The following is a 26,273-nucleotide window of genomic DNA, read 5'->3' on the forward strand; positions in this document are numbered from 1 at the left end:
GTTGCCTATGACTGCCGACCGGATCGAAAAATCCGTCCTGCTCGCCGCTCCGCTGGAGCGGGTATGGGATGCCATCAGCGATTCCACGAAATTCGGCACCTGGTTCGGCATGAAGGTCGACGGGGCCTTCGTCGAAGGTCAACGAGTCTCCGGACAGATCACCGAGACATCCGTCGACGACGAGGTCGCGGCCAAGCAACGCCCGTATGTCGGGGCGCCGGTCACCTTGTCGATCGTCGCCGTTGAGCCCGGGCGCCGGCTCGCCTTCCGGTGGAATCCGCTGTCCGAAACGGAGTTTGCCGACCTCACCACGCTGGTCGAGTTCACGCTCACCGAACAGGAAGCCGGGACCCTGCTCGAGATCGTCGAGTCCGGTTTCGATGCGCTGCCCGCCGAACATCGCGACGGTACCTTCCGCGGCAACAGCGAGGGTTGGGAGCTGCAGACCCGACTGGTCGGCAAGTTCCTTGCGCTCGAAGCGCAGCGATGACCACTGCGTCAACCGCGACGGTGTTCGGCGCTCTGGGTGATCCCCATCGCCTCGACATCGTGATCGCTCTGTGTGACGCCGGGCCACGCTCGACTCTGCAACTGGCGCAGTCCATCACGCTGAGTCGCCAGGCAACCACCAAGCACCTCGAACTGTTGCAGACGGCCGGGGTGGTGAGCAGCGCCAAACGCGGACGCGAACGGATCTGGACCGTCGAGCCCACGCCGCTCAACGCCGCCGGTGATTACCTGGCAGCTTTGTCGACCAGGTGGGACCGTGCGCTCGGACGCTTGAAAGCGTTCGTGGAGGACGACTAGAGGTGGCGAACGGGCCGGGCTTCGTTGAAGCAGCCGCCTGCGGATCCGCTTCCATCCGGCTACAGTTTAGCTCGAAGGTGTTGTGGTTCAACACTTCGGAGAGTCCCGCACGGTATTCAGGCAGCCTCGGTGTTTCGTCAGGTGGATGGTTGGCGGACCCCGCGAAACGCAATGCCCTAACGCCGCCGTGGCCGTTGCGTTCTGCGGCCCGGTTTTTGTCACACCCCTTTTGTGTTGATGGGTTCGTTTCCTCCGCAACACCTTTGGCTGATGCCGGGATGTTTCCCGCGCAGCGGCTTGACGTGTTGTTCGATACGCTGGCGGAGTTGACCGGGCAGCGTAATGCCATCGAGGGCCGGATCGTGGAGATCATCGCCGAGATCAACCGCGACGGACTGGCCGGCAACGCCGGCACCAAATCCGTACCGGGGCCGGTCGTGAAGGCCGGGATGTCGCGATCTGTCTCGGGCTCGCGGTGGACGAGGCTGTGCTCGCATCGTGCTGCGGCGATCGGAACACAGCAGGTGAGATCCCCCATTGTCAACCGCACGGCCCAGTCACCATGCGGGAAAGTTCGACAGCTCGGCATAGAGGATCTTCCCGGACCGTGCGAGATCGTCGAGTCCGCGCAGAATCTCCTCGGCGGGAGTCACTCCGTCGGGGTGGTGCACCCAGTAGATACCGATGGCGATCGGTGCCGAGACGCTTGAGGCTCGCCTCCAAGGAGGCGGCCATCGCTTTTCGACTGTTCCGAGAACTAGCGGATTAGCACCGGGGGAAGCCCCGTTGGTGAACTTTGTTGCCAGTACGAAGTTGTCACGGCGCCCCCGAAGCAGCGACCCGAGATGCTCCTCGGACTGGCCGAATTAGTAGACGTCGCCAGTGTCGATGAAGTTCCCGCCCGCGTCGGCATAGGCGTTGAAGATCTCGGCACCCGTGTCCGGGTCGTTGCCATAGCCCCATCCCGTTCCGAGGCTACCGGTGCCGAGTACCCAACTCGGACACGAGCAATCCGGTTCTGCCGAAACGTGTGTAGTTCATCCTTCGGCCCATTCCTGAGATGTCAAGGTGCGCTGCGGTCGTCGCTGAACGATCACTTGCCCCACCGACACCTGGACCACCTCGTTGCGTTGGTTGAATGTCGAGGTTCGTGTGGTGACGATTCCCTGTGTGGGCCGGGATTTCGATGGGCGAACCTCAAGCACCTCAGTCTCGACCCGGAGTTCGTCCCCGGGCCGGACCGGTCGAGGCCACTTGAGTTCGGTGAAGCCGGCCCCGACTATTCCCCCCGCGGGCTTGAATGCACCGGCGACGAGCAGGCGCATGGTGATCGCGGCGGTGTGCCAACCGCTGGCCGCAAGTGCTCCGAAGATCGAGTTTTGCGCAGCACACTCGTTGAGATGGAACGGCTGGGGATCGAATTCTTCTGCAAAGGACTTCACTCGTTCTGGCTCCACGGTGACGCGGTCCTGTCCCGAGAAGCACTGTCCGACGTGAAGATCCTCGAGGTAGAGTCCCGCTCGGTCGTCCATTTCGTGACTTGATGGGCTACTCATGTCGATCCTTTCCCGCTGGTGATCCAGGCGCATCCGAGATCAGGCAGGTCGTGGTGGCGTGTGCGTAGAGCTTGTCGTCCGGGCCGAGCAGTCGGCCCTCGGCGGTGGCGACTTGTCGGCCCACATGTACGACTCGCCCCTCGGCACGAACCATTGGTACCGAGGAGGTCAGCGCGCGGATCATGTTGATCTTCAGTTCGAGTGTGGTGAAACGTTTTCCGGCTGCCAGTGTGCTGTGCACTGCACACCCGAGAGCTGAGTCGAGCAGCGTAGCGTACCAGCCACCATGGACTGTGCCGAGAGGGTTGTAGAACCTCGGCGCCGGTCGGCCCTGGAATACCGCCAGTCCCGGCTCGATGTGGATGGGTACGTAATCAAGTGCGTCGCCGATCGGTGGTCTCGGTAGTTCGCCAGCGAAGATAGCGTCGAAAAACTGTATGCCGGTGCGGGGGAGTGTCTGTTCCAGGGGTGCGACCGCGGCAGCGCCGAGTCTCGCGCGCACGTTCTTCTCGTCGGCCTCCCAGCGCTCAAGAGTCTCATCGATGTCGGTTGTGCCCATCTTGCCCCATTTTGTTGTATATACAAGTGTTATGTCCACCGTACCGCACGTGCATGATCCTGACGGTCACCTCCGATGTACCAACCTGGCGGTGCGCAGGCTAGACCGGGCACTCACCCGGCACTATGACCGGTTTCTTGCCGAATCTGGTATCAGGAACACCCAGTACGCGCTCCTTTCGGCCATCTCACGGATGGGTCCGATCCGTCCGACGGACCTGGCCGGCTGGCTGCAGATGGATGCCTCGACCCTGACTCGCAATATGCGACCGCTGTCATCTCAAGGGTGGGTGACCATCGAGCACGGAGAAAGTGCCCGGAGTCGACTGATCGTCATCACCGCGGAGGGAGACGCGCAGCGCCTTCGGTCGAGCAAGGCGTGGAAGCAGGCGCAACGGTCGCTTGAACAGCAGTTGGGTGGGGAGCGCATTACCGAGTTGCACCGCTTGGTGGACGATACCCTGGCCGGTTTGCAGTGAAACGGGGTTCATCGCAGAAACGTGAGCGCATGAGGTACGAATCGGTCATGATGCTGGAATACCCCGCCGTGGCCCGAGTCGGGATAGATGCGCAACTGAGCGTTGGGAAGCCGATGCGCAAGGTCGAATGACGCTCGCGTGGGTAGCATCCGATCGTCTTCGCCATTGGCAACGAGCGCAGGGTGGGTAATCGCCGCCAAATCCATGGGAGTTTGATTGCCCCACCGGCGGATTGCCAGTAGCTGCGCGGCCATCGTCAACGGTGTGCTGGGCTTCACCCGATCAACAGTGCGCTCCTTTAACCGGAGCATATACTCCGCTGCCGTGGCCTTGCCGTTGGGTGTTCGTGTGAAGAACAGGTAGCGCTTGGGGTCGGTGAGGGTCAGCAATCCTTGGAGGGTGTCGGAGATGAGTCGCAGTGAGATGTTGCCGACTCCGTCGCCGCCGGCTGGACCGGTTCCGGTGAGAATAATTCGTCTGACCAGTGTTGGTTGCTTCGATGCGATTGCTTGGACAATGAAGCCGCCGAGCGAGAACCCCATGAGGTCCACTTCGGCGAGGCCCAGCCCGCGGATTACGGCGATCGCATCGTCGGCCATTGCCGAAACCGTTGTGGGCGTGCGTCCCTCGCTGCCGCCTACACCTCGGTTGTCGAAGATCATCACGCGACGGTGGGCGGCGATTCCGTCGATGACACGTGGATCCCAGTCGTCGATGGTGGCTGTGAAGTGGTGTAGACCGATCAGGGGTACTCCTCGGCTTGGGCCGAAAACGCGGTAGGCGAAAGGTGTACCCCCGACGGTCAGGTACTGCGTGCGTGCTGTGGTGGCGGTGGCGGTCTCTTCTGCATTGTCATCCCTTTTGCTCACAGCCCGCGCCTGCGAACGAAGGACGCGCGCCCGTTGCGGCGCACCATCGCCAAGGTGGTTGCGATCCGGCCCCGATTGAGATCCGGTTGCAGGCCTGCGCCGACGCGGTGCAACTGGTCGATGTGCCAGCTGAGGTCCAGCAGACCGTCGAAGGTCTTGGTGTTGAACAGCTTGGCCAGCGGCTGGGGTATCCCGAAGGTCATCTGATGGGTGGGCAGCGACTCCCTGTGCCCTGACAGGATGGCATGCGCAGCGTCGATGGTCGTGGCCGTCGGTCTTCCGAGTCCGACGATATCGCACTCGCCGCTGGACACCGCGTCATTCATTGCTGCGCGCGACCGGAAGCCGCCGGTGACGGCCAGTGGGATGTCGCCGATGAGACTGCGGGCGGTGCGGGCGTAATCTAGGAAATAGGCCTCTCGTGCGCGGGTGCTGGCTGCGGTGGCCCCCATCATGGCGGGCTGCTCGTAGCTGCCACCACTGATCTCGAACAGATCGATCCCTTCGGTGGCCAGCGCCGCGAGTACAGCCCGAGATTCGTCCTCGGTAAATCCACCGCGCTGAAAGTCCGCTGAGTTCAGCTTGATGCCGACGGCGAAGCCCGGTGTGACGCGAGACCGGATTCTTCGAGTGATCTCGAGGACGAAGCGCATACGCCGCTTCGCGTCACCTCCCCAGTCATCGTCGCGCCGATTGGATAGCGGCGAGAGGAATTGGGCCACCAGATAGCCATGCGCACCGTGAATCTGGACGCCGTCGAAGCCTGCGGTTTCGCACACCTGAGCGGCGGTCGCGAACCGTTCGATGATCTGCTCGATCTCAGACCCCGTGAGCTCACGTGGAGTGGCTGCACCGGGCATGTTGACCGCGATGGCGCTTGGTGCCACCGGAGTGTGCCCAAGATTGAGCGGATTGGACTGGCGTCCAGGATGATTGAGCTGAACCCAGATCGGCACGCCCATATCCTTGGTCGATTTGGCCCAGCGTGTCAGTGCCGGCAGATTCCGCTCGTCCTCGATCACGACGTTGCCAGGCTCTCCCAATTGCGTGTGATCGACCATCACGTTGCCGGTGATGATGAGGCCGTAGCCCCCGTGACCCCAACTGGTGAACAGTCGCTCCAGTCGCGAATCGGGCGCGTGCTGTTTATCGCCCAACCCTTCGCTGAGCGCCGCTTTCATGATGCGATTGGGCAGCACTTGGCCGCACGGCAGGTGGAGTGGGTCGTGCAGGGATGTCATGCCTAGGTCCTCTCGCTCCGCAACGGGCGACGCTCAACACAGGAATGGGTATACCGATCGATCTACGTAAAGTCACGTCGACCGTAGTAGACCAGTTGGTATAGTGCAAGTATGCGAGTGCGGGAGCGTCTGATGTCGGCGACAACTACGCTGATGCAGCGAAACGGTGTGGCCGGCACCGGGATTGCTGAGATTCTCTCGGTCAGTGGAGTGGCGAGGCGGTCGATCTACCTGAACTTCCCGGGTGGGAAGGCTGAACTTGTGGCTGCCGCGACCACTGCGGCCGGCGATTCATTGGCAGAGGCGCTGCGTGAATTCCTCGTTCAGCCGGAACCCATTGTCGCTTTCGCGCAGATGTGGTGCGAGGAGTTGCTGCGGTCGGACTTCGAAGGCGGGTGTCCTATTCTTGCTGCGGCATGCAGCAGCAATGCGGCGCCCCAGGCGGCAGCGGCGGCGGCCGACGTGTTTGACAAGTGGGCCGCGCTACTAGCTGATCGTTTGATCGAAGATGGAGTGAAGTCTGCTGTGGCACAGTCACTGTCGTACACAGTGATCGCCACAATCGAGGGCGCGGTAGTGTTGTCGCGTGCGGCCCGTTCCACTCGTCCGCTTGAGCAGGCTTGCAGTCATCTGGATGAGCTGGTCAAGATCTATCGATATCCGCGACGAGTTCGCCTCCAATCATGAGGAACGTTGTGGGCTTCCGACCTTGAAGGTTCATGATGGTGTTTGGAGTCGGCATGGCGACCTGAGGCTATCCCCGCCAGGGGCGGGTTGGCTTCACCCACGGCGTGGCGTCCAACTCGCGGGGTGCTGAGCTTCAGCAGTCCCAAGAACCTCTTGTAGGACGGACGCTTCGGCGCATTCTCGTGAGGTCACAAACCTCGGCGCCGGAACTTCGCTGCTAGTGTTTTTCGGCCGTCTTTAGGGCAGCAAGGTGGGAAGCTGTCGCCGATTTTCTGTCGTCACCAAGCCCGACCACGAGATTGACCATCATTGGCAGCAGCACATCGCGTACCGGGTTGTCGAATATCGATAGGTGTGCGCCGAGTTCAAGTGTCACGAACCCGTGCACCGTGCTCCACAGCTGGGGAGCGATCAATTCGGGTTTCTGGTCGCGGTGGATGCGGCCACTGTCGGCCAGCCGGGTACAGCCCTCGATCAGATAGTTGTAGGCCTTCTGGAAATTGTCGACGCGCCCGCGCGCCGCTGTCTTTGCGGGATCGAGGGGTCGGTAGCTGCCCCTGGTGGACAAGCCGAACATCAGGTCGTACAGATGTGGACTGGCCTGCGCGAAGTTGCGGCAGGCCAGCGCGATTGCGAAAAGCGTTGTGACCGGGTCATCGCTTGAGGGGGCATTCAAGAAGGTGTCACCGAGATCGCGGAATCCGCGATCGACGACCTCCTGGATGAGCTCCGGCAGCCCGCCAATGTGATGGTAGACAGCGATCGTCGACAGCCCGGCGGCCTCCGCCACCGTGCGGGCCTTGATCGCGGCAGGGCCCTCTGTTGTCAGCAGCATGATTGCGGCCGAAACCAACTGGTTGACGGCCTGATCGCGATCCAGTCGTGCGGCCCCATCCCTTGTCGACTTGGGTGAGGTGGCAGTCTTCGTGGACTTGGGCATCGCAGTTGCCACCGACCTCCCACGAGGGCGGTACCAGTGACCGCCGTGGATCGAGGGTACAAGGCCAGGGCAACCTCCGGCTGCCCTGGCTGTAATAGTGCACATGCCCCACGAGTCCGGGGTAAACTGTAACGAGGTTCTATTCCTTTGATCTCGGGGGTCCGTAGTCATGCCGCTTTACCAATGTCTGACCCCCACGGGGACGCTGGAGGACGAGCAACGCTCGGAACTGGCGGAGGCCATCACTGCAATCCACGTCTCGGTCACCGGGGCGCCGCGCGCCTTTGTGAACGTCGTTTTCCTTGACTACCAGCCATCAATGTTCTTCACCGCCGGAGTTCCCCGCGCCGTATCGGTGATCAGCGGCACCATCCGCGCCGGTCGGACCAGGGACTCTCGGGCTGAGCTGTTGACTCAGCTCTCGGACGCCTGGGTTCGCATCACCGGTCAAGATGTCCGGAGTCTTTTGCTCGGCCTCAATGAGGTCGACTCGACGTCGATCATGGAGGCGGGGTTGATCATGCCCGCCCCCGGTGAAGAGGCCGAGTGGCTGGATCGCCATCGGGCCCAGCTCGGATCGATCCTGTCCGCGCCGTAGCGCCTTACGTAGCACCGAGAGGCGCGCTGAGTTGGGCGCGAGCTTGGTGGGTCATCTCGTCGGCGAGCACCTCGGTGGCGCCGGACTCGACGCCGTCGAGCACCTGGCGGATCACGTCCGCCGGTGCGGATTTCGGGACATCGCCGGCGAAGGCGGCCATATCGGTATCGACCAAGCCGACGTATACGCCGACCACCTGAACGCCGCGTGGAGCCAGCTCGAGACGCATGGAGTTTGTCGCGCTCCACAACGCGGCCTTGGTGACGCCGTAGCTGGCCCCGATCGGCAGCCAGGCCAGCACCGACGAGACGTTGATGATTGCTCCCGAGCGTTCAGCGATCCTGTCGGCGAATGCCGACACCAATGCCAGGGGGCCGAACAGGTTGGTTTCGAACTCTTCTCGCATGAGTGTGGTGTCGGTGGAGAGCACCGAGGCACCCCGGGCGATGCCTGCGTTGTTGATGAGCACGGACACATCCGCGGCGGCTTCGGCAGCCGCGGCTACCGAAGCCGCGTCAGCGACGTCCAGTTGCAGCGGCACCACTCGCGGGTCAGCGGCATCAACAGTGTCGGGATTGCGGGCGGCGGCGTAAATCTTGGCTGTACCGCGGTCGAGAAGCTGGGCGACGTACTCGCGGCCCATGCCACGGTTGGCACCTGTGACGAGGACGGTCTGTCCGGCAAGGCTGGTCATGAGTTCTCCTGTCGTATAAGGGATTTAGCTGGTCATGGTTTCGATCCGGGCCACCGCGGCCTCTAGCTGACTATATCAATCGGTCTACCTGATGGTAGTGAGTCGGTTGTGCTGCGTCTCCTGACCGGCTTCATTGCAGAGCGATTGGCGTTGAACTGAAACGATCACTCACGACCAGCGGTAGCAACGAAGGCCGTTCACCCCGTATCTGCCACGTGGCTTCGTATATGGGGCAGCCATATACATATCAGCCGCGGCCGCCCGAGTTCGGCCAGTTGCGAACTCACCCCGAGTGCCACGGCCGGTCGAGCAACCCTTATGGAGTCGTGCCCGGTGCATGTCACTTGCCGGCAACCACATAGGTAGTGCGTCTCGAAGTGGTCGCTCGTCGATTGCCTGCCAAAGTCAGTGGAACATGTTGTCCGGCAGTTGGATTGGATGCACCGGTGATGGGGCTGGCGGAATTTGAGCCATTGCATATTCGGCGAGAGCCGTTATGGTCAGCGCAGGATTCACCCCTGGGTTGGCTGGCATCGCCGATCCGTCGCAGACCAGCATGTTGCGGTAGCCGAACACATGCAGGTTCTTGTCGATCACGCCGTGGCTGGGGTCGTCGGCGATGACGGCGCCGCCGAGCAGGTGGGCGGTGGACGGGATGTTGCCCAGTGCCTCGAGCACGTTGCTCTGGGCGATGCCGCCAGTGTGCTGTGCCAGCCAGCGGGCAACCTGGTTGCCCTTCTCGATATAGGTGGGGCTGGGATTGTCGCTGTTCTGCTCGCTGGTGAGCCGGTACCCGCGGCCGAGGTGACGTTTGTGGGCGCGAAAGGAGATGGCGTTGTCGCGTGACTGCATCACCAGCAGCATGACCATGCGCCTACTCCAGCCCACCGGCCACAGGGTCTTCAGCCATCTGCGCGGGTGTCGGGCGATGGTGGCGAGCCATTTCAGTGGCCGGGTGATGCGGGTGCCGTCGCCGACGAGCACGGTGTACAGCAGGCTGAGCATGTCGGCGTGTGGTCCGTAGGTCAGCAGTTCGACGTGGGTGTCGGCGTCGACGTGCACACTGCTGCTGGCGGTGACGTCGCGCCAGCTGCCGCGATCCTCGGGCAACAGGACGGTGAGCACGGATTCGCTGTTGGTGCGGACCAGTTCACCGAGGCGGTCGCTGATACGGGGTAGTGAGCCGCCATGTTTGCAGTTTGCCAGCAGCTCGTTGGTGCCGAGCGCGCCACCGGCGAAGACGACCCCGCGCGTGGTGTAGCTGTGCGGGTCGCGATGGCGTCCGCGGCGAGGGTGCTCGACGCTGACCCGGTAGCCGTCACTGCCGTCGGGGCTGCCCAGCGGGACGACGTCCACCACTTGATGTTCGGGGAGGATCTGCACACCGTTGCGCTCGGCGAACCACAGGTAGTTCTTGGTCAGTGAGTTGACTGCGCCGACGCGGCAGCCGACCATGCACTCACCGCAGCGGGTGCAACCGGTGCGGTCGGGGCCCGCGCCTCCGAAGTAGGGGTCAGGCACGGTCTTGCCGGGCTCGCCGAAGAACACGCCGGTGGGGGCGCGGGTGACAGTGTCCTGGGTGCCGAAATGGCGGCCGATGTCGCGGATCCATTGCTGGTGTTGGGAATCGAAGGGGACAGGGGCGGCGCCGAGCATCCGTTCGGCGGTGGCGTAGTGCGGGGACAGCAGATGCTCCCAGTCGCCGAGGCGACTCCACTGGTCGGCGTCGAAGAACTCCTTTTTGGCGCGGTAGAGCACGCCGCCGTAGACCAGGCTGCCGCCGCCGACGCCGCTCTGGGACGGGAAGAACACATGGCGGAACATCGAGGTTCGCATGATGCCCAGTTTGCCCAGACGGGGGACCCAGTTGTACTTGTCGGATTGCCAGGCTGATGCGGGCAGGTCGGCGGACGCGTAGCGGCGGCCTCGTTCGAGGACGCCGACGCGAAACCCCCTCTCCGACAGCCGCAACGCCGAGACGCTACCGCCAAATCCGGATCCGATCACCAGCCAGTCGAAATCGAGATCGGCGCTCATAGCGGTCGGGTGGTGGTCGGCATTTCCACGACGACTTTGCCTTTGGAGTGCCCGCCTTCGACGTAGGCCAGGGCTTTCAGGGTGTCGTCGAACGCGAAGACCCGGTCGATGACGGGCCGGATTACCCCGGCTTCCACGAGCGCGCCGAGTTCGCGCAGCTGCGCGCCGTTGGCGGTCATGAACAGGAAGGAGTAGTTCACCGAGCGGCGCCTGGCTTTGCGGCGGATCGAAAAGCTCAACGCCCGCATGGCCTGGACCAGCACCCAGCTCGCACCGAACTCGTGGGCGAAGGCCGGCTCGGGTGGACCGGCCACCGAGATGACGAGGCCGCCGGGCTTGAGCACCTGCAGTGACTTGTCCAACGTGGCACCGCCCTGGGTGTCCAAAACGACGTCGAAGCCGGAGAGCTCGGTCGAGAAGTCTTGAGTCCGGTAGTCGATGACGAGATCGGCACCAAGATCTTTGACCCAGTCGGCGTTCTTGGCGCTCGTGGTCGTGGCGACGGTGGCGCCCAGGTGCTTGGCGAGTTGGATGGCGATGCTGCCCAATCCGCCGGAACCCGCGTGGATGAGCACCTTCTGGCCGGGTTGCACATGCGCCTTGACGACCAGGGCCTGCCAGGCGGTGAGCGCGACCAGGGGAAGTGATGCGGCCTCGACCATCGTGAGGCGCTGGGGCTTTGGCGCGATATCGCTTTCATCGACGGCGAGGTACTCGGCAAACGTGCCGATACGGTCCTGGTTGGGTTTGGCGAACACCGCGTCACCGGGTTTGAAGCCGGTCACCCGTGGGCCGGTCTTGATCACCACACCGGCCAGGTCGTTGCCGAGAATGACAGGAAGTTTATACGGCAGAAGCGGTTTGAGTTCGCCATTGCGGATCTTCAGGTCCAGCGGATTGATGCTGGCCGCATGGATCTGGACCAGGACATCGTTGTCACGCAGTGCCGGCTCGGGTGTCTGCGTCGCCGCAATGGTTTTGCTCTTTCCGTAACGGGTAACGGCGAACGCCTTCATCGTGGTGCCTCCTTGGCTGTTGTCGGTGTTGGGCCGTGGGCGGCGCGCAACGGAGCCTTGTCGACCTTGCCAACGGGGTTCTTCGGGATGACAGCCACTTCGACGATTGAGGTGGGTCGTTTGTATCCGGCGAGGCTCTTGGTGCATCGTGCGTGTAGTTCTTCGGGATTGATGGTGGCCCCGGGACGTGGTGTCACATAGGCGATTACGACCTCTCCCCACTTCTCGTCGGGGACGCCGATCACGGCGGCTTCCAGCACGCTTGGGTCGCCGGCCAGGACGTCCTCGATCTCACGGGGGTAGATGTTCTCCCCGCCGCGGATGATCATGTCCTTGGATCTGCCGGCCAGAGACAGGTAGCCGTCGGCATCGAGGTGACCGATGTCGCCGGTGTGCAGCCAGCCGTCGACTACGGTGCGCGCGGTGTCCTCGGGGCGGCCGAGGTACCCGCGCATGACGTTGGGTCCGGCGATGAGCACCTCGCCGTCCTCCCCGAGCGGGGCCTCGTTGCCCGCGGTATCGACGATGCGGATCCGCTGGCCGGGGAACGGTTTTCCGACGGTCCCGGCGCGGGGCGCCTCAGGTGGGTTGATGGTGGACGCACAGGTGCCCTCCGACAGGCCGTAGCCCTCGATGAGGGGAAAACCGTAGCGGTTCTCGAAGCGTGTCAACAGTTCCGGCGAGGCCGGGGCGGCGCCGCAGATCGCGAACCGGACCGAGGAGGTGTCAGGCGTGATGTCGGCCGGCAGTGCGGCGAGCATGGTGTAAATCGTCGGCACGCCGCTGAAGAAGGTGGGTTTCTCGGCTTCGACGAGCGTGAAGAAGGTGGCGGGGTCGAATCGGTCGGCGATGACGATGCTGGCCCCGGCCAGCAGGGGAGTGACCACGCTGACGACGATGCCGTTGACGTGGAAAAGCGGCAGGATCAGCAGGCACCGGTCGGCTGTGCCGATGTCCAGGGCGCGGCGGCCCATATCAGCCATGGCGTCGAGGTTGGCGTGGTCGAGCATGACGCCCTTGGGGGTGCCGGTGGTGCCGCTGGTGTAGATCACCAGTGCCAGTGCCGCGGTGTTGTCGTGCGCCGGCGCAATGGTGTCGAGCGTGGCGGTGTCGTTGGAGGCGGCCAGGTCGGTGGCCTCGAGGACCGGTACGTGGGTGGCGGTCGTGCAGTCGTCTTCGATCACCATCAGACGGGCGTTGGAGTCGGCGAGTTGGCGGGCCACCTCGTCGCCGGTGAGACTCGGATTGATCGGGGTGATTGCCGCGCCGACGCGCCACGCGGCGAACAGCACGATGACGAACTCGGTGCGGTTGCGCAGCATGACCGCCACCACGTCCCCGGGCTCGATCCCCATGTCGCACAGTTGATGTGCAACGGCGTGTACCCGGTCCCGCAGCGCGGAATTGGTCAGCCGCAGGCGGGTATCGTCGACGGCCGGGCCGTGCGGGTCGGCGGCGGCGCGGCGGTCGGGCAGAGTGGACAGCTTCACGAGTGGGGCCCCTGTCCGGGAGCAGGGATGGAGAACAGCGTCAGTACCGCGCATACCGAGTGATAGATGCCGATCAGGAAGGCGATGTCGACCAGACCCTGAGCGCCGAAGGAGTCTTCGGCTTGGCGGTAGAGATCGTCGCTGACCCGGTGAGCGACCGACAGTGCGGTGGTGAGCCGTTGGGCAATCAGTTCCTGCTCGTTGAGTTCGTCGGGTTCCTGGCCGGTGGCGATCATCCGGGCCGCCTCTTCGGACAGTCCCGCGGTGCGGGCCAGCGCGACGTGGGCGTACACCTCGTAATCGGCTCGCCAGACCGCGCCGACCGCGAGGATGACGACCTCGCGCACGCGCTCACTCAGCGAGGTGTGGGTGCGTTCGGTGACACTGAGGTCCAGCAGCGACGCCGTCACGGCGGGGTTGAGCAGCGCGGGGTTGAACGGCCCTATTAACCGGCCGTCGTCGGTGCTGGCGAATCCGGCCTCGTCGGCCCATGGCACAATGCGGGCCATCATCCGGTCGAACAGGGCACGTTGTTCGCCGGTCAGCGCCGTGGGGTCGGCCAGCGGGAGCCGTCCCCCCAGGGCGTCGGCGGGATCGGCGGTCACGACCGCACCTCGGTCGACGCCAGGTGACGGGTCAGGAATTCGGTCTGGTCGGCGACCAGTTGTTCGAACGGTTCGCCGAGGTAGAACTCGAAGTGCCCGGCGTCGTAGTGCTTGATCTCCCCGCGCGGCGCCGTCTTGGCGTAGCGCTCGGTCTGCGCGGGCGGGGTGACGGTGTCGGTGTCGCTGATGCAGAACAGGATCGGGAAGGCGATCTTGTGCGCTTGGCGGCCAGGCCGATACATGGTGATGGTCGGGGCGACGCGGGCGGCGACCTCGTTGCGGAACGTGGAATCCGGCGGCAGCAGCGCCTGATAACCGGGCAGTGCGTCCGGGGCGTTCATCAGGGCCAACGACCCGGGGCGTCCGGCCAGCGGGATCATCGCCGGCGGCTTGCCCCGCAGGATGGCGGCGTAGTCCTTGGCCACCGAGGGCAGCACCTTCAGTGCCGCCACCGGACCCAGCGCCAGCGCCGAGGCCAGCCCGTCGGTGAACGGGCATTGTGCCACCGCCGCAGCCAGCTCGGGATGCCGTGACGCGACGGTGATGGAGTGCCCGCCGCCGAACGAGCTGCCCCACACCGCGATCCGGGTGCCGTCGACGTCGCGGCGGCCCTTGACGTGGGCGATGGCGGCGTCCCAGTCGGCCAGTTGACGCGTGATCGACAACAGTTGCCGGGGTTGGCCGGTGCTGTCGCCGAAGTGGCGGTAGGTGAACGCCAGCGCGGCGATACCGGCCGCTGCGAAGCGTTCGGCGAAGGCGTCCAGACGCATCTCGCGGGTGGCGCCCAGCCCGTGGCCGAGGATCACCACCGGTGGTGCGGTGACGCCGGTGGGCAGATAGAGCCAGGCCTTGCAGGTGTCATCGCCGGAGGCGAACGAGACGTCGTGACGGGTGAAAGGCGGTGCGGTACTCATTTGCCGGCGACCCTTCTGTCGATGGTGGACAGAGCGGGCACGGTGCCCGATTCCAGGGCTTGGGCATAGGTGTCGCCGTGATAGAGCGGTAGCTCGCCCACAGCGTCGATGTCGTCGAGGTACTGCAGCATCAGCTGTTGGCCCTTTGCGGACTGGTCGGTGCCCAGGAATTCGGTGCGCTCCACGTGAAGGCCCTCAGGCAGTGACAGTGAGCCGCCGAAGTACACCGAGCGTTTGATCGCCTCGACCGATCCCTTCGTGCGTCGGCCGAAGTACTCGGCCACCTCGACCGCGCGGGCGACCACCTCGTCGGTGGGGACAACTTCGTCAACGGCGCCGTTGTCCAGGGCTTGCGCGGGGGTGAACGGCTTGCCTTCCAGGATGGCGACCAGCGACTTGTGGGTGCCGATCAGCCGGGTCAGACGCTGGCTGCCGCCGCCGCCGGGCATGATGCCCAGCAGCACCTCGGGCTGACCGATGAAGTACTTTTCGTCGTTGGCCATGATCCGCAGATCGCACGCCCAGGCGAATTCGGCGCCCAAACCCAGGGCGGAGCCGTTGAGGGCGGCAACGTAGACGACGCCGCTGGCGTTCATTCGCAGGAACGTGTTGTGCAGCCGGTCCAGTTGGGCGACACCGCGCATCGGGGTCTTCTGCACCACCGGATCCAGCGCGCGGGCACGGTCGATGCCGCGGGCCGTGCGCAGCGCGGCCGAGGCCAGGGAACGGCTCAACGTCGGCACTGCCGCGCCTTCGGCCTGCAACCAGCGCACGTCGGCGTGACTGACGAACCGTCCCTCGCGCGCACCGGTGAACACCACCGCGTGTACGTTCGGATCACGGTCGGCCCGCTCGACCAACGCGTCGAGCTCGTTGGCGATCTGGACGCCGAACAGACTGTGCGGCCCGCCGTCCACTCGCGCGATCAGCACCGCCCCGCGGTCCTCGATCACGAGTTCGCCTCGTACCTGCTCTGTCATGAGAGTCCTTTCCGCGATCCCTTATAACGAAGTTATCCGATAGTATAACGAAGTTATATAATGCGGCAAGGGGTGACGCGGAGCTGCATCGGCCGACGGGAAGGGACGGGTGTCGGCATGACGGATCAGGCAAGGCGCGACCCCGACGGTGTGGCGGGACGGCTCATCGCGGTCACCACCCGACTGCTGGCCGAACAGGGGCCCTCGGCGATCAAGGCCCGCACGGTCGCTGCGGCCGCCGGTCTTTCGACGATGGCGGTCTACAGTCACTTCGGCGGGGTGCCGGAACTGACCCATGCCGTGATCGACCACGGATTCACCGCACTGGGGATTGCATTCGGCGCGGTCGCGATTACCGATGACCCGGTGGCAGATCTGGCCGCGCTGGCACTGACCTGTCGAAGGGTTGCCCGCCAGAGTCCGCACCTCTACGATCTGATGTTCGGATTGTCCACCCGCGCTACCTATCGACCGTTGGTACCGTGCGATGCTGGAAAGCGGGGCACGTCCAGGGCGTTTCGAGATGCGTATGTCCCGATATTCGCCGCGTGCGCGCGGCTGGTCGACTCTGGACGGGTCGTTGAGCAGGCCCCAGAGGCGATCGCCGCCCAACTGTGGAGCCAGGTGCACGGGTTCATTACTCTCGAGCTGGCCGGTACCTTCGCCGACAGTGCCGACCCTGTCCGGGACGTGCTCATGCCGCTGGGAGTCAATTTCGCTGTTGGCCTGGGAGATTCGCGCGATCGCGCACAGAGGTCCCATGACGCCGCGGCGTCACGGTACTTGTGAACGAGATCGCCGCTCCGACAGGTTCGGGCCGCGGGCTCACCGCAACCGGCGTTCGTGGCATGTCGGCAATGTGCAGACGAGCGGTGCGGTGGCCGATCAGTGCCAGAACTCCTTGCTCAGTGTCAGGGTTGTTTTGCCGGCTGGATCGCGTTTGAGGTCGAATCGGACCTCGTTGACCGGGTCGGGAGGCTGGTTCTCGATCCAGACCAGCCGGTGTGGCGGGTCTAATAAGCTGACCCGGCAGTGTGCCCGCCGCGGTGGCGAACCAGTTGAAAGGTCGCCTGTTCGGTTATTCGTGCGTATTTGGTGTCGTACTCGAGGTCATCCCATCCAGTACTGGTCCGAGAATTCGACCGCGGCGCGGGTCTGGCAGAAGGACAGTTGGGCGATGGTGAGGCGTTGGCCGGTGAGGTTATCGGCCAGGTGGGAGAACCCGGCGTGCTCTTCGCCGAGGAAATCCTCGACGGAACATGGCACGTCGACGAACGCCAGCTCGGCGGTCTCGGAGGCCTTCAATCCGAGTTTGTCGAGTTGCGTCCGACGCTGAAGCCCGGCGAGTCGGTGTCGACCACGAATAGCGAGATGCCGTCGCGGCGGTGCGGGCGCACACGATGACGCGGCCGGCGTACATCCCGCCGGTGATGACTGTCTTTGCGGCGCTGACGAATCCGGGCAGCCAGCGTTGTTTCTGCTCAGTGGTGCCGTAGGCCAGCAGATAAGCCAGACACAACCCGACGTGCACGTGGCTGCTGCCGAAGTTGATCCCCGCCAGCGCGCTCTCCTCGTTGAGCACGGCGGTGTACTTGTAGGACTCGAGGCCGGCCTCGCCGTACTTCTAGGGGGACCTCAATTCCGAAGATCCCCAGTTCGCCGAGTTTGCGGTATGACTCACGTGGCACCGCCCGGCCTCGAACCAGCCGTCGAACTCGGGTACCACCTCGCGCTCGAGGAACGGCCGGATCGTCTTGCGGAACTCGTCGTGGTCACGGGTGTAGATGCTGCGGAGCGTGGCGGTTACCTCATCTGATCGAGCCGTGCGGCTGCAAGTGGTTCGAATCTGAGTGCTCAAGGATTTGGCGGAGCGACGATGTAGGCAACGCTTCCGTCCTGGGGCGTGTCGGCGCTCGGCAGGGGTTGGTGATGCCGGCCCAACGCGGTCACCTCCCGCTCCAGACTGGGCATGAGGTCGGAGGTGATACGGCGCATCCAGGGCCACGCCGCCGGTGAGTTCACCGCCGCCTTTCCCCAGTTGGCTATGGCGACCGCGCGGGGGACGTAGATCCGTCCGCGGCGACGCGCGATCCCGCGCACGATTGCCGATGCGGCCTTGTCCGCGCTGGTGGTCACGTTGCCTGGATAGGGCAGCCGGCTGCGAAGTTCCCGCATCGAGGGCAGGTCGGCGTCGACGACGCGGACCAGGTCGGTGTCGATCCACGATGGATGCACGAGCCCGACCGTGATGCCCAGGTGAGCGACCTCCTGGCGGTAGGCCAGTGCCAGCATCTCGACGCCGGCTTTGCTGGCAGCGTAGGAGGCCAGACCCGCAAGCGGGGTAAACGAGATCGCCGAGGCCACCACGAGGGCATGGCCGCGGCTGCGGTGCAGGTGCGGGGTGGCGAACTTCAGGGTGCGAAACACCCCATTCACATTGATGTCGAGCACCCGGGCGAAGGCGTCGTCGTCGGTGTGGCGCACCGTGCCGTAGCCAACCACGCCGGCGTTGGCCACCAACGCGTCGATACCGCCCAACGCATCGGCGCACTCGTTGATCGCAGTCTTGACCGCTGCGCCGTCGCGCACGTCGGCTTCTCGCCACACCGCGCCGGAACCCAGGTCGGCGGCCAGCCTGCTTAACCGCTCGGGCTCCAGGCCGATCGCCGCGATCCTGGCGCCGCGTGCGGCTGCCTGGCGTGCCACGTTCTCTCCGATTCCGCGCGCGGCCCCGGTGATGACGATCCTCTTGCCTCGCAGATTCTGACGCACGGGATTACTATAACTTCGTTATACAGAAGAGGCAAGCCTCCCGAAGGCTTCACGCACCTGCCACTATGGCGGTCCCTGTCGCACAAAACACTTCGCTTTCGGCCTATGGGGGCGTTCTCGGCGCTCCATGGAGTGGTCGGGAAGTGTGACAGGGTCATAGTCATGCCTCGATCGTGACCGTGCCTGTCCCACGGGAGACACACAGAATCATGTGATCGGCGCGTTCATCGTCAGTCAGCACCTTGTCGCGGTGCTCGACACGCCCCTCCTGCACCCTCACCTTGCAGGTCCCGCAGAAGCCTTGCTGGCAGGAGTAGGCCTGATCCGGACGCACCCTGCGGACGGCGCTCAGGGCTGACTCGTCAGCCTCCACTCGCAGGCGGGTGCCGGTGTGCGCGAGCCGCAGGGCGAAAGTCTTGCCGCCGAGTACCAGGGGAGGGCTGAACCTCTCGTAGTGCAATGTGTCGATCTGAGGGTTGGGAATGTATGCGCGAATCGCTTCGATCATCGGGGTCGGGCCGCACGCGTACAGCGCGGCGCCTTGAGGGGCGAGGTCGATGATTCGGGCGGCGTCGGGCACGCCGTACTCGTCATCCGGCCATAGGTGGATTCCTCTGTTGCTCAAAAGGTTTTGAAGCTCGTGGATGAATGGCATCGAATCGCGGGTGCGTCCTGTGTAGACGAAGGTGAATCGATCGCCGCGCTGGACGGCGTCGCGGAGCATGGGCAGGATCGGGGTGATGCCGATGCCGCCGGCGACGAAGAGATATCCGTGCGGTGAGGTAATGAACGGGAACGCGTTGCGCGGTCCTTTCAGTGTCAGCTCGTCCCCCGCCTGAAGGGTGTGGACTTCGGCGGAGCCTCCGCCCCCACCGTTGCCCGGGTCGATGCGGCGCACCGCGATCCGGTAACTGCGCAGGTCGTCAGGGTCACTGGTGAGGCTGTACTGTCGCATCTTGCCGCTGGGAAGTAGCACGTCGACGTGGGCGCCCGGATCCCATGCGGGCAGGCGCGCACCGTCGGCGCGGGCGAACCACAGTGTTCGGACGCCGTCGCTCTGGTCCTCGATCCGGTTGATCCGGACGTGCAGGTCACGGTCGACATGGCCGAGCGCCTCGCGGCCGCTCCCGGAACGGTGGGCGGCCTTGGTCCACCACCGGCCGACGACGGCCTCAAAGAAGCGGTAAACGGCCTGGTCGGGGATGTCGACGCCAGCAGTGTAGCGGGCCGCACGGCCAGAGCACCGGCTTGGGATCAGTTCGGTGGCAACAGCATTGATCATTCATGCGCCTCGGCCAGCGCATCGGCGCGCAGGGCCGCCGGGGACTTCGCGAGGTAGGCGACCGCCTGCGAGGTTGAGCCTTCTTTGGCCGGATGATAGTTGGGTAGGAAGTACCTCCAGGAGGCCGAAGTGAACATGGCCAGGCCCGGTACGATGCGGCGCGCCTCGGCGGAAATGAGCCTACGTATTGCGGCGCGGGGCCGCTTGGTGGCATCGGGAATGGTTGGGTCGTTGGCCATCAGATGGCGCACGCCGCGCCACCACAGGGAAAACAGCAACATGCCGCCGACGCCGTAGGCGCGGAGCCGGCGCCAGTAGCGGCCGTCGACGTGCATAAAAACGTCATACGCGACCGTGCGGTGTTCGATCTCCTCGGCGCCGTGCCACCGAATGAGGTCGAGCATCGTCGGGTTGGCTTTGAGTTCATCCAGCTTGGGGGAGTTCAGTGACCAGTTGCCCAAGACTGCGGTCAGGTGTTCGATGCCGGCGATCATCGCCGCCCGCTCGACCAGCCATTCGTCCCTCGCGCGGCCCTGCAGGTCGCGGTCGCCCAGGATTTTGCGGAACATGGTTTCCAACTCGGCGACGTAGGGTTTGACATCGAGTCCGTTGGCGGTGAAATAGTCTTGTACATCTTGGTGGGAGGCTGCGTGGATGCCTTCCTGGCCGATGAATCCGATCACGTCCTCGCGCAGCCGTTCGTCGTTGATCATCGGCAGAATCTCGCTGAATACCTTGACGAACCAGCGCTCGCCCTCGGGCAGTAGCAGGTGCAGCACGTTGATGTAATGGGACGCGAAGTGTTCGCCCGGAATCCACCGGAAGGGTAGGCCCTTCCAGTCGAACTTCACGTTGCGTGCGTGTAGAGCTATCTTGTTGGGTTCGTACGAACGGTCCATTTTGGTGGCCATTTATCTACCTTCGTCTTGGTTCAGAGTGCGGTGACGAACTCGTTGAAGTGGGCGACGATCAGGTCGGGATTTTGCTCGACGACCCAGTGGTTTCCCGGGATTTCGCGGGAGCGCAGGTGTTCGACGTACGGTGCCGGTGCCTCCAGGGCGAGCGGCACGGTGACATGGATGTCGTTTGCTGGTGCGAGCACCAGTACCGGGCATACGGCGTGTGCGGGCCGCGGCGCCACCATCCGCGCGATGTTGGCGCGGTAGAGCTCGATGCCGTTGACAGCGTCCCGCCGTGGTCGATGCTGGCCCCGCTTTCGTTGCGCAATGGGGGTGCCGATGTGCTCCGAGCGCCGTACCAGCGCATCGACCACGCCGCGCCGCACGAGAAATTCCGGAAGGCGAGGCAGCTGGAAAGCGAAGACGTACCAGATGTCGGCAACCTGGCGGGCGAAGTTTCCTATGTAGCGGTGCCCGCTGCGCAGCCAGACGCCGGCCATATCCAGGCTCGGTCCCGATATCGAGGTAAACGACACCAGTGTGTGGTCAAACGCAGGGTCGGTCACCGCGCCCCAGCTTTGAATGGAGCCCCAGTCATGGGCCATGAGGTGAACTGGGGCACCGGGACTGGTCAACTGAATGACGGTCTCGAGATCGTTGCGCAGCTGTGCGATTCGATATCCTGCTTGCATGTCGGGTTGCCCCGAGGCGCCGGTGCCACGGACGTCGTAGCTGACTACGTGAAAGTCCTCGGCGAGGATCTCGGCTACCGGCCGCCATACGGTGTGGTCATCCGGAAATCCATGCACCAGGACCACGGTGGGCCGACTGCCGTCGCCGTGCTCGTAGATCGCGATCCGCACGCCGTCGCTGGCCACGGCGAAGCGGGTCGGGCTCCCGGCCGGCAGCGTGGTCGGCTGGTTCCTGACGGTGCTGGTATCGCCCTTCGCGTTCAAGACACCTCCTGGGTGTGGCGCTTCTCGGTGGAACGTGCGGATAGGTTTATCTCGGATCGACGAGTGAGACGATCTCGGGGACTGCGGTGAGGTCGGGCACAGCGAGGAAATCGGGCTGTTGATAGGCCGGGTTCGGGTAGTTGTAGTAGCCGGAGCCGGTGGCGACCCCGAGTTCCCCGCGGTCGAGGAACCGTTTCTTGATGTACTCGGCGTTCGCGATCATCTGGTTATCGCCCGCTTGTGCTCCCCAGTAGCTGAGCACGTCGTGGGCGGTCTTCATGCCGATGATGTCGAGCATGCCGATCGGCCCGAATCGGGCTCCGTTGACCATGAAGGTGCGGTCGATGTCTTCCGGGGTGGCGACCCCATTTGTCACCAGTGTCTGTGCAGCGTTGAGCAGCGGGACGACCCAGGTGTTGACGACATAGCCGTTCTGCTCTTTGCGCACGGGGATCGGTAGCATGCCGATCTCGATGGCGAACTCGGTGATGGCGGTCAGCGTCTGCGTGGAGGTTCCGGGGTGAGCCATGATCTCAGCAAAATTCATCGCCCAGATCATGTTGGCGAAGTGCAGGGCGCAGAACTTGTCAGGCCGACCTGTGGCAGCAGCGAAGTCACTGGGCAGGAAGGTTGAGCTGTTGGTGGCGATCACGGTGTGAGCAGGAACCAGGTCTGCGAGTTCCTTGTATACGCCGGTCTTGATGTCGGGAACCTCGGGGACGGCCTCGACGACGAGATCGGCGTCGGTAACCGCGTATTCCAGGTCGGTGGTGTAGCTGAGGCGATTCCGCGTGGACCGGATGTCGGCGCCAGTCGCGCCCATCTCGCTCACGTAGATCGCGGCGTACCCCTCGTGCGCCCGGTGACAACCCGCGATGGCGGCCTCGGAGATGTCGTAGACCACGACTGTTTTTCCCTTGAATGCGCTGTGCCAGGCGATCTGCCCGCCGAGCACACCCCCGCCGAGTACCGCCACCTTGTTGAGATCCGACACGTTCACACCACCCGCTCCACTGTCGATGAGTGGTCATCACCATCCGTGATGCCCATCACAACGCTGGCAGAAAGTGGTCACGAATACTTGACTTGCTGCGACGCAGAATTGTCTTTTGGCGACGCCGAAGCTGACTGTCGGAGGCCGCTCGGTCATACCCGCGCAGGAGTCTCCTCGGCGCGCCGGCCGCGACGCCGTCGGATGAGCGCACGCGGCGACTCGCCGTACCAACGGCGGCAGGCGCGGGTGAAGCTGCTCTGCTCGGCATATCCGAGGGCGCGCGAGATTTGTGCTGCCTGCATCCCGGTAGCGGCCAACTCCCACGCCAGCGTGCTGCGCAGATCGTCGAGGATCTCCTCGAACGTGGTGCCTTCGTTCGCGAGCTCACGCTGCAGCGTGCGGGGGTGAAGAGATACCGCCCGCGACACCCGACGCATGCTGGCCTGGTCGAGGAGGAGAAGACGTCGAGTCACATCGCGAACATGCTCGGCCAATGCGACATTGGGTCGCAGCCTGACCATGTATTCCTCCGCGAGAGCGAGCGCGGCGAGATCGCGATCGTCAATCGCGCGCGACAGATCGCCGGGTGCCAGCTGGATGGTGTTCAGGTCGCGGCCGAACTCGACATCGCACCCGAAGGCAGTACGGTAGCTTTCCAAGGGGGCCAGCCGGTCGTGCTGGAAAGTGACCTTCCTTGGCGTGAAACTGTCACCGATAACGACCCTGAACGCGCGCATGGCCAACGCCTGGTTCTTCTCGATCATCTGGCGGCGATCGCAGTCGTTGCGCAGGATCGTCGAGTAGGAGTACATCGCCGACGCGGAGGTACGTACCAACTCGGCGGTACCGGCTGGTGCGACATTCCGCAGGAATCGGCAAACGCTAGCGACTGCGTTGCCGACGGTATCAGCATTGCGCAACAGCACGCCCAAAGGTCCCAGTGCCGCAATGCCCTGACGGCCTCCAAGCCGTAACCCGAAATCCGGACTGTCCAACTGACGCACCGCGTCTCCCAGCACGGCTGCCGCGTCCTCGTAACGGACATACCGGTCGAAATCCTCAATGGCGAGCGGATCGATACCGTGTGCCCACAGTAGCTGGTCGGCGTTTCCGCCGAGTTCGGTGACGAGTTCGCCCGCCTTGGAGATCACCGTGCCGCGTATCAAATAGGCCATGGCCCTTTTAGCGGCAGGCAGTTGTCGCATGGCGACAGTACTGTTGCCATGACCTGGAAACCCTCGACAGATATGAGAGCAATGATTCCTACGTTCTTCGCGTCGGTAGTGACCGGAATGACTTCAGCTGATTCGCATTTGGAGTTTCCTGTGTCCAGTCGTCGGCGCTGCCCCGGGTATGCGTGTGCCGAGATTCTCAAGGCCGGGGGTTGACTACCGAAGGGAGCCGGTGTCTATGACGAAGCGGTACCGGACGTCGCTTGACAGCACGCGTTCGTAGGCCGCGTTGATGTAGTCCGGTGTGATCACTTCGATTTCGGTGACGATGTCGTGTTCTGCGGCGAAGTCGAGCATCTCCTGCGTCTCGGCGATACCGCCCATGAGTGAGCCTGCCACGCTTCGCCGCCCTGCTGCGAGTGGGAAGGCGGGCACTTCGAGTGGGCGAGCCGGCATGCCGAGCTCGACTAGGGTGCCACCCGTGGCGAGCAGTCCGAGGTAGTCGCCCAGGTTCAGCTTCGCCGAGACGGTGTTGAGGACAAGATCGAAGCCGCCGGCGAGGTCGGTGAACGTGGTGGGATCGCTGGTGGCCCGGTAGTGGTCGGCACCCAGGCGCAGGCCGTCTTCCATTTTCTTCAGCGACTGGCTGAGCACCGTCACCTCGGCACCCATCGCCTTGGCGAACTTGAGTGCCAGGTGGCCCAGACCGCCAAGGCCGACGATGGCGATCCGTTTTCGGGGTCCGGCGCCCCACGACCGTAGTGGGGAATACACCGTGATGCCCGCACATAGTAGTGGTGCCGCCGCGTCGAGCGGGATGGCGTAGGGAATGCGCAGCACGTAGTTCTCGTCGACGACGATCGCCCCGCTGTACCCACCCAGCGTGGGTTGGCCGTCAGGGCCAACCCCGTTGTAGGTCAAGACCATCCCGCTACCGACGCAATGCTGCTCTAAATTGGCGCGGCAGTTCGGGCACTCCCGGCAGGAATCGACGTAGCAGCCAACACCCACCCGATCGCCTACCTTGTGTCGGGTGACCGAAGAGCCGACCGCGGCGACTACGCCGGCGATCTCGTGTCCGGGCACCACCGGGTAGGCGGCGGGACCCCATTCGCTCTTGGCGATGTGGATGTCGGTATGGCAGATACCCGAGAAGTGAATGTCGATGGCGACGTCGTACGGCCCGACATCGCGTCGTTCGATGGTCACCTTGCTCAGTGGGTCAGTGGCCGACGGTGCGGCGTAAGCGTAGGTGCTGGTTGTCATACGAGCCCTTCCATCTGGCGGTTGATTCCGAATCCGCAAGTGCGCAATGGACTTTGACGAAGACGTCCTCTTGCTCGGCCTTGGGGTTTCCATTTGCTGCATAGTCAAGTGGAGCCAATTTACGTCGGTGGCAGATACCGTTGCTCGTGCGTTCGCTACTAGTCCTCGGCATCCGATTGTGGTGAGACGACAACCAGCCACCGGCCTGGTCACACATCGAGATCCGCCCGCTACTGTTTCCGCGGGAGGACAACGATCTTCGCGTCGCGTTCGGGGTCTGCGAGCCGGTCGAAGGCCTCGGGTATGTCAGCAAGGGTTACGGTGCTGGTGATCAGCGGCGCGACCTGGAGTTTGCCGGTGGCGAGGTGGTCGAGTACCTCGGCGTACTCCTGCGGGGAGAAGGCCATGGCGTAGATCAAGGTGAGTTCCTTGATGGAGGCGACCGTCGGCTGGAATGTGTCGGGCTGCATGCAGACGCCGGCGACGATCACTTTGGCGCATCCGGCAGCGCCGGCGAGCACTTGCTCGATGACACCTGGTACGCCAACACATTCGAATATGGCCTGAGGTCGGAAGCTGCCGGGCACCAGCATCGTCTGTCGTGCCATCCGAGCAGGGTCGTCGGTCCGCGCCGCGGCACGCCAAGCGTCATAGGGTGAGGTCAATCGCGGATCGACAACCACATCGGCACCCAATGCGGTGGCCAATTCGCGACGAGTGGGCGAGAAGTCAGCAGCAATGATGGGGGTGTGGCCGCGCATCTTCAACGCGGCGATCACCGCGAGGCCGACTGGACCGCATCCGATCACCAACGGAACATCGTTGGGGCCGAGGTTTCCAGCATTCACTGCATGCAAGGCGACCGCCATCGGTTCGGCGATGGCGGCGATTTCGTCAGCCATGGTGTCGGGGATCGGGAACATCAGGTCTTCCGAGAGGAGCATGTACTCGGCGTATCCGCCCGGGGTGTCCGGTCCGCCGTAGCCGATCAGCAAAGCTGGATCGCGCAGCAACACACCAGGTGAGGCCACTCTCGTACCGGGGGCGAGAGTGCCTCTACTCCCAGGACCGTACGCCACCACTTCAGCACAGAACTCGTGCCCCATCACGACTGGAGAGTTGATGTCGAAAAGCACATTTCCGGTGGCCAGTTCGGACGCTGCGAGCAACTCAGCGGTGTGGGATCTGCAGTGCAGGTCACTGCCGCAGATACCGGTGGCGCGCACCTTGACTAAGGCCTCGCCCTGTCTCGGCTGAGGTACCGCGATGGATCGTACTTCCAGCTGACCATACTGGAGTACGACAGCTCTCATCGTCGTCGGCACTGCTGGTCCGGTCGGTCCGGTCGCTCTGGTCAACGGACAGCCTCCGTTCGATTAGTGCTTGGGAACGCCCGCCTCTAGGCGGGCTATGACGATCGTCACAGTGATGTCGACATGATTCTTGCCATGTGACGACAGA

Annotated in this window: 27 protein-coding genes and 2 pseudogenes; 6 read left to right on the forward strand and 23 right to left on the reverse strand. The window is 64.0% G+C overall.

Going from position 1 to position 26,273, the window contains the following annotated elements; genetic code table 11:
* Window positions 1-7: 7 nt before the first annotated feature.
* A complete protein-coding gene (locus AC3A6P_RS04560) occupies window positions 8-490 on the forward strand; it encodes an SRPBCC family protein (protein WP_487688948.1) in 483 nt (160 codons plus the stop codon).
* On the forward strand, window positions 487-807 hold the full coding sequence (locus tag AC3A6P_RS04565) for an ArsR/SmtB family transcription factor (RefSeq protein ID WP_487688951.1): 321 nt from the start codon (window positions 487-489) through the stop codon (window positions 805-807). Before AC3A6P_RS04560 ends, AC3A6P_RS04565 begins: the two co-directional genes overlap by 4 nt.
* Before the next feature lie 557 nt (window positions 808-1,364).
* Here AC3A6P_RS04565 and AC3A6P_RS04570 read toward each other — a convergent pair.
* The 3 genes and pseudogenes from AC3A6P_RS04570 to AC3A6P_RS04580 all read right to left on the reverse strand — a co-directional run.
* Window positions 1,365-1,736 (reverse strand): annotated as a pseudogene (locus tag AC3A6P_RS04570) (aldo/keto reductase); the annotation flags it as partial.
* A gap of 108 nt (window positions 1,737-1,844) precedes the next feature.
* A complete protein-coding gene (locus AC3A6P_RS04575) occupies window positions 1,845-2,339 on the reverse strand; it encodes a MaoC family dehydratase (protein WP_487688954.1) in 495 nt (164 codons plus the stop codon).
* A 16-nt stretch (window positions 2,340-2,355) separates the two neighbouring features.
* Window positions 2,356-2,922: a PaaI family thioesterase gene (locus AC3A6P_RS04580; RefSeq protein ID WP_487688956.1), complete on the reverse strand. Its 567-nt coding sequence runs from the start codon at window positions 2,920-2,922 to the stop codon at window positions 2,356-2,358.
* A 31-nt stretch (window positions 2,923-2,953) separates the two neighbouring features.
* Here AC3A6P_RS04580 and AC3A6P_RS04585 point away from each other — a divergent pair, with 31 nt between their 5' ends.
* On the forward strand, window positions 2,954-3,400 hold the full coding sequence (locus tag AC3A6P_RS04585; protein WP_487688959.1) for a MarR family winged helix-turn-helix transcriptional regulator: 447 nt from the start codon (window positions 2,954-2,956) through the stop codon (window positions 3,398-3,400).
* An 8-nt stretch (window positions 3,401-3,408) separates the two neighbouring features.
* Here AC3A6P_RS04585 and AC3A6P_RS04590 read toward each other — a convergent pair whose 3' ends face one another.
* Window positions 3,409-4,269, reverse strand: a complete 861-nt coding sequence (locus tag AC3A6P_RS04590) for an alpha/beta fold hydrolase (RefSeq protein WP_487688961.1) — start codon at window positions 4,267-4,269, stop codon at window positions 3,409-3,411.
* Entirely contained in the window at window positions 4,266-5,510 is a 1,245-nt protein-coding gene (locus AC3A6P_RS04595) for an NADH:flavin oxidoreductase/NADH oxidase family protein (protein ID WP_487688964.1), read from the reverse strand. The genes AC3A6P_RS04590 and AC3A6P_RS04595 overlap by 4 nt, the downstream gene beginning before the upstream one ends.
* A gap of 111 nt (window positions 5,511-5,621) precedes the next feature.
* On the opposite strand from AC3A6P_RS04595, the gene AC3A6P_RS04600 reads away from it, so the two are divergent.
* Window positions 5,622-6,197: a TetR/AcrR family transcriptional regulator gene (locus tag AC3A6P_RS04600; RefSeq protein WP_487688967.1), complete on the forward strand. Its 576-nt coding sequence runs from the start codon at window positions 5,622-5,624 to the stop codon at window positions 6,195-6,197.
* A gap of 217 nt (window positions 6,198-6,414) precedes the next feature.
* On the opposite strand, the gene AC3A6P_RS04605 is transcribed toward AC3A6P_RS04600, so the two are convergent.
* Window positions 6,415-7,149, reverse strand: a complete 735-nt coding sequence (locus AC3A6P_RS04605) for a TetR/AcrR family transcriptional regulator (protein WP_487688970.1) — start codon at window positions 7,147-7,149, stop codon at window positions 6,415-6,417.
* Between the two features lie 157 nt (window positions 7,150-7,306).
* Between AC3A6P_RS04605 and AC3A6P_RS04610 the strand changes: the two genes are divergently transcribed.
* A complete protein-coding gene (locus AC3A6P_RS04610) occupies window positions 7,307-7,735 on the forward strand; it encodes a tautomerase family protein (RefSeq protein ID WP_487688973.1) in 429 nt (142 codons plus the stop codon).
* Between the two features lie 4 nt (window positions 7,736-7,739).
* Here AC3A6P_RS04610 and AC3A6P_RS04615 read toward each other — a convergent pair whose 3' ends face one another.
* The 7 genes from AC3A6P_RS04615 to AC3A6P_RS04645 form a co-directional block, all read right to left on the reverse strand.
* Complete coding sequence (locus AC3A6P_RS04615) at window positions 7,740-8,429, reverse strand: SDR family oxidoreductase (protein WP_487688976.1); 690 nt, start codon at window positions 8,427-8,429, stop codon at window positions 7,740-7,742.
* 405 nt (window positions 8,430-8,834) lie between these two features.
* Window positions 8,835-10,466, reverse strand: coding sequence for a GMC oxidoreductase (locus AC3A6P_RS04620; protein ID WP_487688979.1), 1,632 nt, complete (start codon window positions 10,464-10,466; stop codon window positions 8,835-8,837).
* Window positions 10,463-11,482, reverse strand: coding sequence for an NADP-dependent oxidoreductase (locus AC3A6P_RS04625; RefSeq protein WP_487688982.1), 1,020 nt, complete (start codon window positions 11,480-11,482; stop codon window positions 10,463-10,465). The genes AC3A6P_RS04620 and AC3A6P_RS04625 overlap by 4 nt, the downstream gene beginning before the upstream one ends.
* On the reverse strand, window positions 11,479-12,972 hold the full coding sequence (locus tag AC3A6P_RS04630; RefSeq protein ID WP_487688983.1) for a class I adenylate-forming enzyme family protein: 1,494 nt from the start codon (window positions 12,970-12,972) through the stop codon (window positions 11,479-11,481). Before AC3A6P_RS04630 ends, AC3A6P_RS04625 begins: the two co-directional genes overlap by 4 nt.
* Window positions 12,969-13,577, reverse strand: a complete 609-nt coding sequence (locus AC3A6P_RS04635; RefSeq protein ID WP_487688986.1) for a carboxymuconolactone decarboxylase family protein — start codon at window positions 13,575-13,577, stop codon at window positions 12,969-12,971. Before AC3A6P_RS04635 ends, AC3A6P_RS04630 begins: the two co-directional genes overlap by 4 nt.
* Complete coding sequence (locus AC3A6P_RS04640; protein ID WP_487688989.1) at window positions 13,574-14,491, reverse strand: alpha/beta hydrolase; 918 nt, start codon at window positions 14,489-14,491, stop codon at window positions 13,574-13,576. The genes AC3A6P_RS04635 and AC3A6P_RS04640 overlap by 4 nt, the downstream gene beginning before the upstream one ends.
* Entirely contained in the window at window positions 14,488-15,471 is a 984-nt protein-coding gene (locus AC3A6P_RS04645; protein ID WP_487688992.1) for an enoyl-CoA hydratase/isomerase family protein, read from the reverse strand. Before AC3A6P_RS04645 ends, AC3A6P_RS04640 begins: the two co-directional genes overlap by 4 nt.
* A 117-nt stretch (window positions 15,472-15,588) precedes the next feature.
* Here AC3A6P_RS04645 and AC3A6P_RS04650 point away from each other — a divergent pair, with 117 nt between their 5' ends.
* Window positions 15,589-16,260: a TetR/AcrR family transcriptional regulator gene (locus AC3A6P_RS04650; protein ID WP_487688994.1), complete on the forward strand. Its 672-nt coding sequence runs from the start codon at window positions 15,589-15,591 to the stop codon at window positions 16,258-16,260.
* Window positions 16,261-16,581: 321 nt separating this feature from the next.
* Here AC3A6P_RS04650 and AC3A6P_RS04655 read toward each other — a convergent pair whose 3' ends face one another.
* From AC3A6P_RS04655 to AC3A6P_RS04700, 10 genes and pseudogenes are all read right to left on the reverse strand, one after another.
* The gene (locus AC3A6P_RS04655) at window positions 16,582-16,776 is read right to left on the reverse strand and encodes a hypothetical protein (protein WP_487689412.1); all 195 of its coding nucleotides are present in this window, start codon (window positions 16,774-16,776) and stop codon (window positions 16,582-16,584) included.
* Between the two features lie 202 nt (window positions 16,777-16,978).
* Window positions 16,979-17,053, reverse strand: a pseudogene (locus AC3A6P_RS04660) (hypothetical protein); the annotation flags it as partial.
* A 272-nt stretch (window positions 17,054-17,325) separates the two neighbouring features.
* On the reverse strand, window positions 17,326-18,243 hold the full coding sequence (locus AC3A6P_RS04665) for a short-chain dehydrogenase/reductase (protein ID WP_487688996.1): 918 nt from the start codon (window positions 18,241-18,243) through the stop codon (window positions 17,326-17,328).
* A 160-nt stretch (window positions 18,244-18,403) separates the two neighbouring features.
* On the reverse strand, window positions 18,404-19,525 hold the full coding sequence (locus tag AC3A6P_RS04670; RefSeq protein ID WP_487688998.1) for a PDR/VanB family oxidoreductase: 1,122 nt from the start codon (window positions 19,523-19,525) through the stop codon (window positions 18,404-18,406).
* Window positions 19,522-20,436 carry a metal-dependent hydrolase gene (locus AC3A6P_RS04675; protein WP_487689000.1) on the reverse strand — a complete coding sequence of 305 codons (915 nt, stop codon included), beginning with the start codon at window positions 20,434-20,436 and terminating at the stop codon, window positions 19,522-19,524. Before AC3A6P_RS04675 ends, AC3A6P_RS04670 begins: the two co-directional genes overlap by 4 nt.
* A gap of 20 nt (window positions 20,437-20,456) precedes the next feature.
* Entirely contained in the window at window positions 20,457-21,380 is a 924-nt protein-coding gene (locus AC3A6P_RS04680; RefSeq protein ID WP_487689002.1) for an alpha/beta fold hydrolase, read from the reverse strand.
* A 46-nt stretch (window positions 21,381-21,426) separates the two neighbouring features.
* Window positions 21,427-22,380, reverse strand: coding sequence for a 3-hydroxyacyl-CoA dehydrogenase (locus AC3A6P_RS04685; RefSeq protein WP_487689004.1), 954 nt, complete (start codon window positions 22,378-22,380; stop codon window positions 21,427-21,429).
* Between the two features lie 146 nt (window positions 22,381-22,526).
* Window positions 22,527-23,579 (reverse strand): AraC family transcriptional regulator, encoded by a 1,053-nt coding sequence (locus AC3A6P_RS04690; RefSeq protein WP_487689005.1) that lies wholly within the window; start codon window positions 23,577-23,579, stop codon window positions 22,527-22,529.
* 183 nt (window positions 23,580-23,762) lie between these two features.
* Complete coding sequence (locus tag AC3A6P_RS04695; protein WP_487689007.1) at window positions 23,763-24,812, reverse strand: NAD(P)-dependent alcohol dehydrogenase; 1,050 nt, start codon at window positions 24,810-24,812, stop codon at window positions 23,763-23,765.
* Window positions 24,813-25,042: 230 nt separating this feature from the next.
* Window positions 25,043-26,170, reverse strand: coding sequence for a zinc-binding dehydrogenase (locus AC3A6P_RS04700; protein ID WP_487689009.1), 1,128 nt, complete (start codon window positions 26,168-26,170; stop codon window positions 25,043-25,045).
* Window positions 26,171-26,273 lie beyond the last annotated feature (103 nt).

The sequence above is a fragment of the Mycobacterium sp. Soil_C_30 genome (assembly GCF_057656995.1).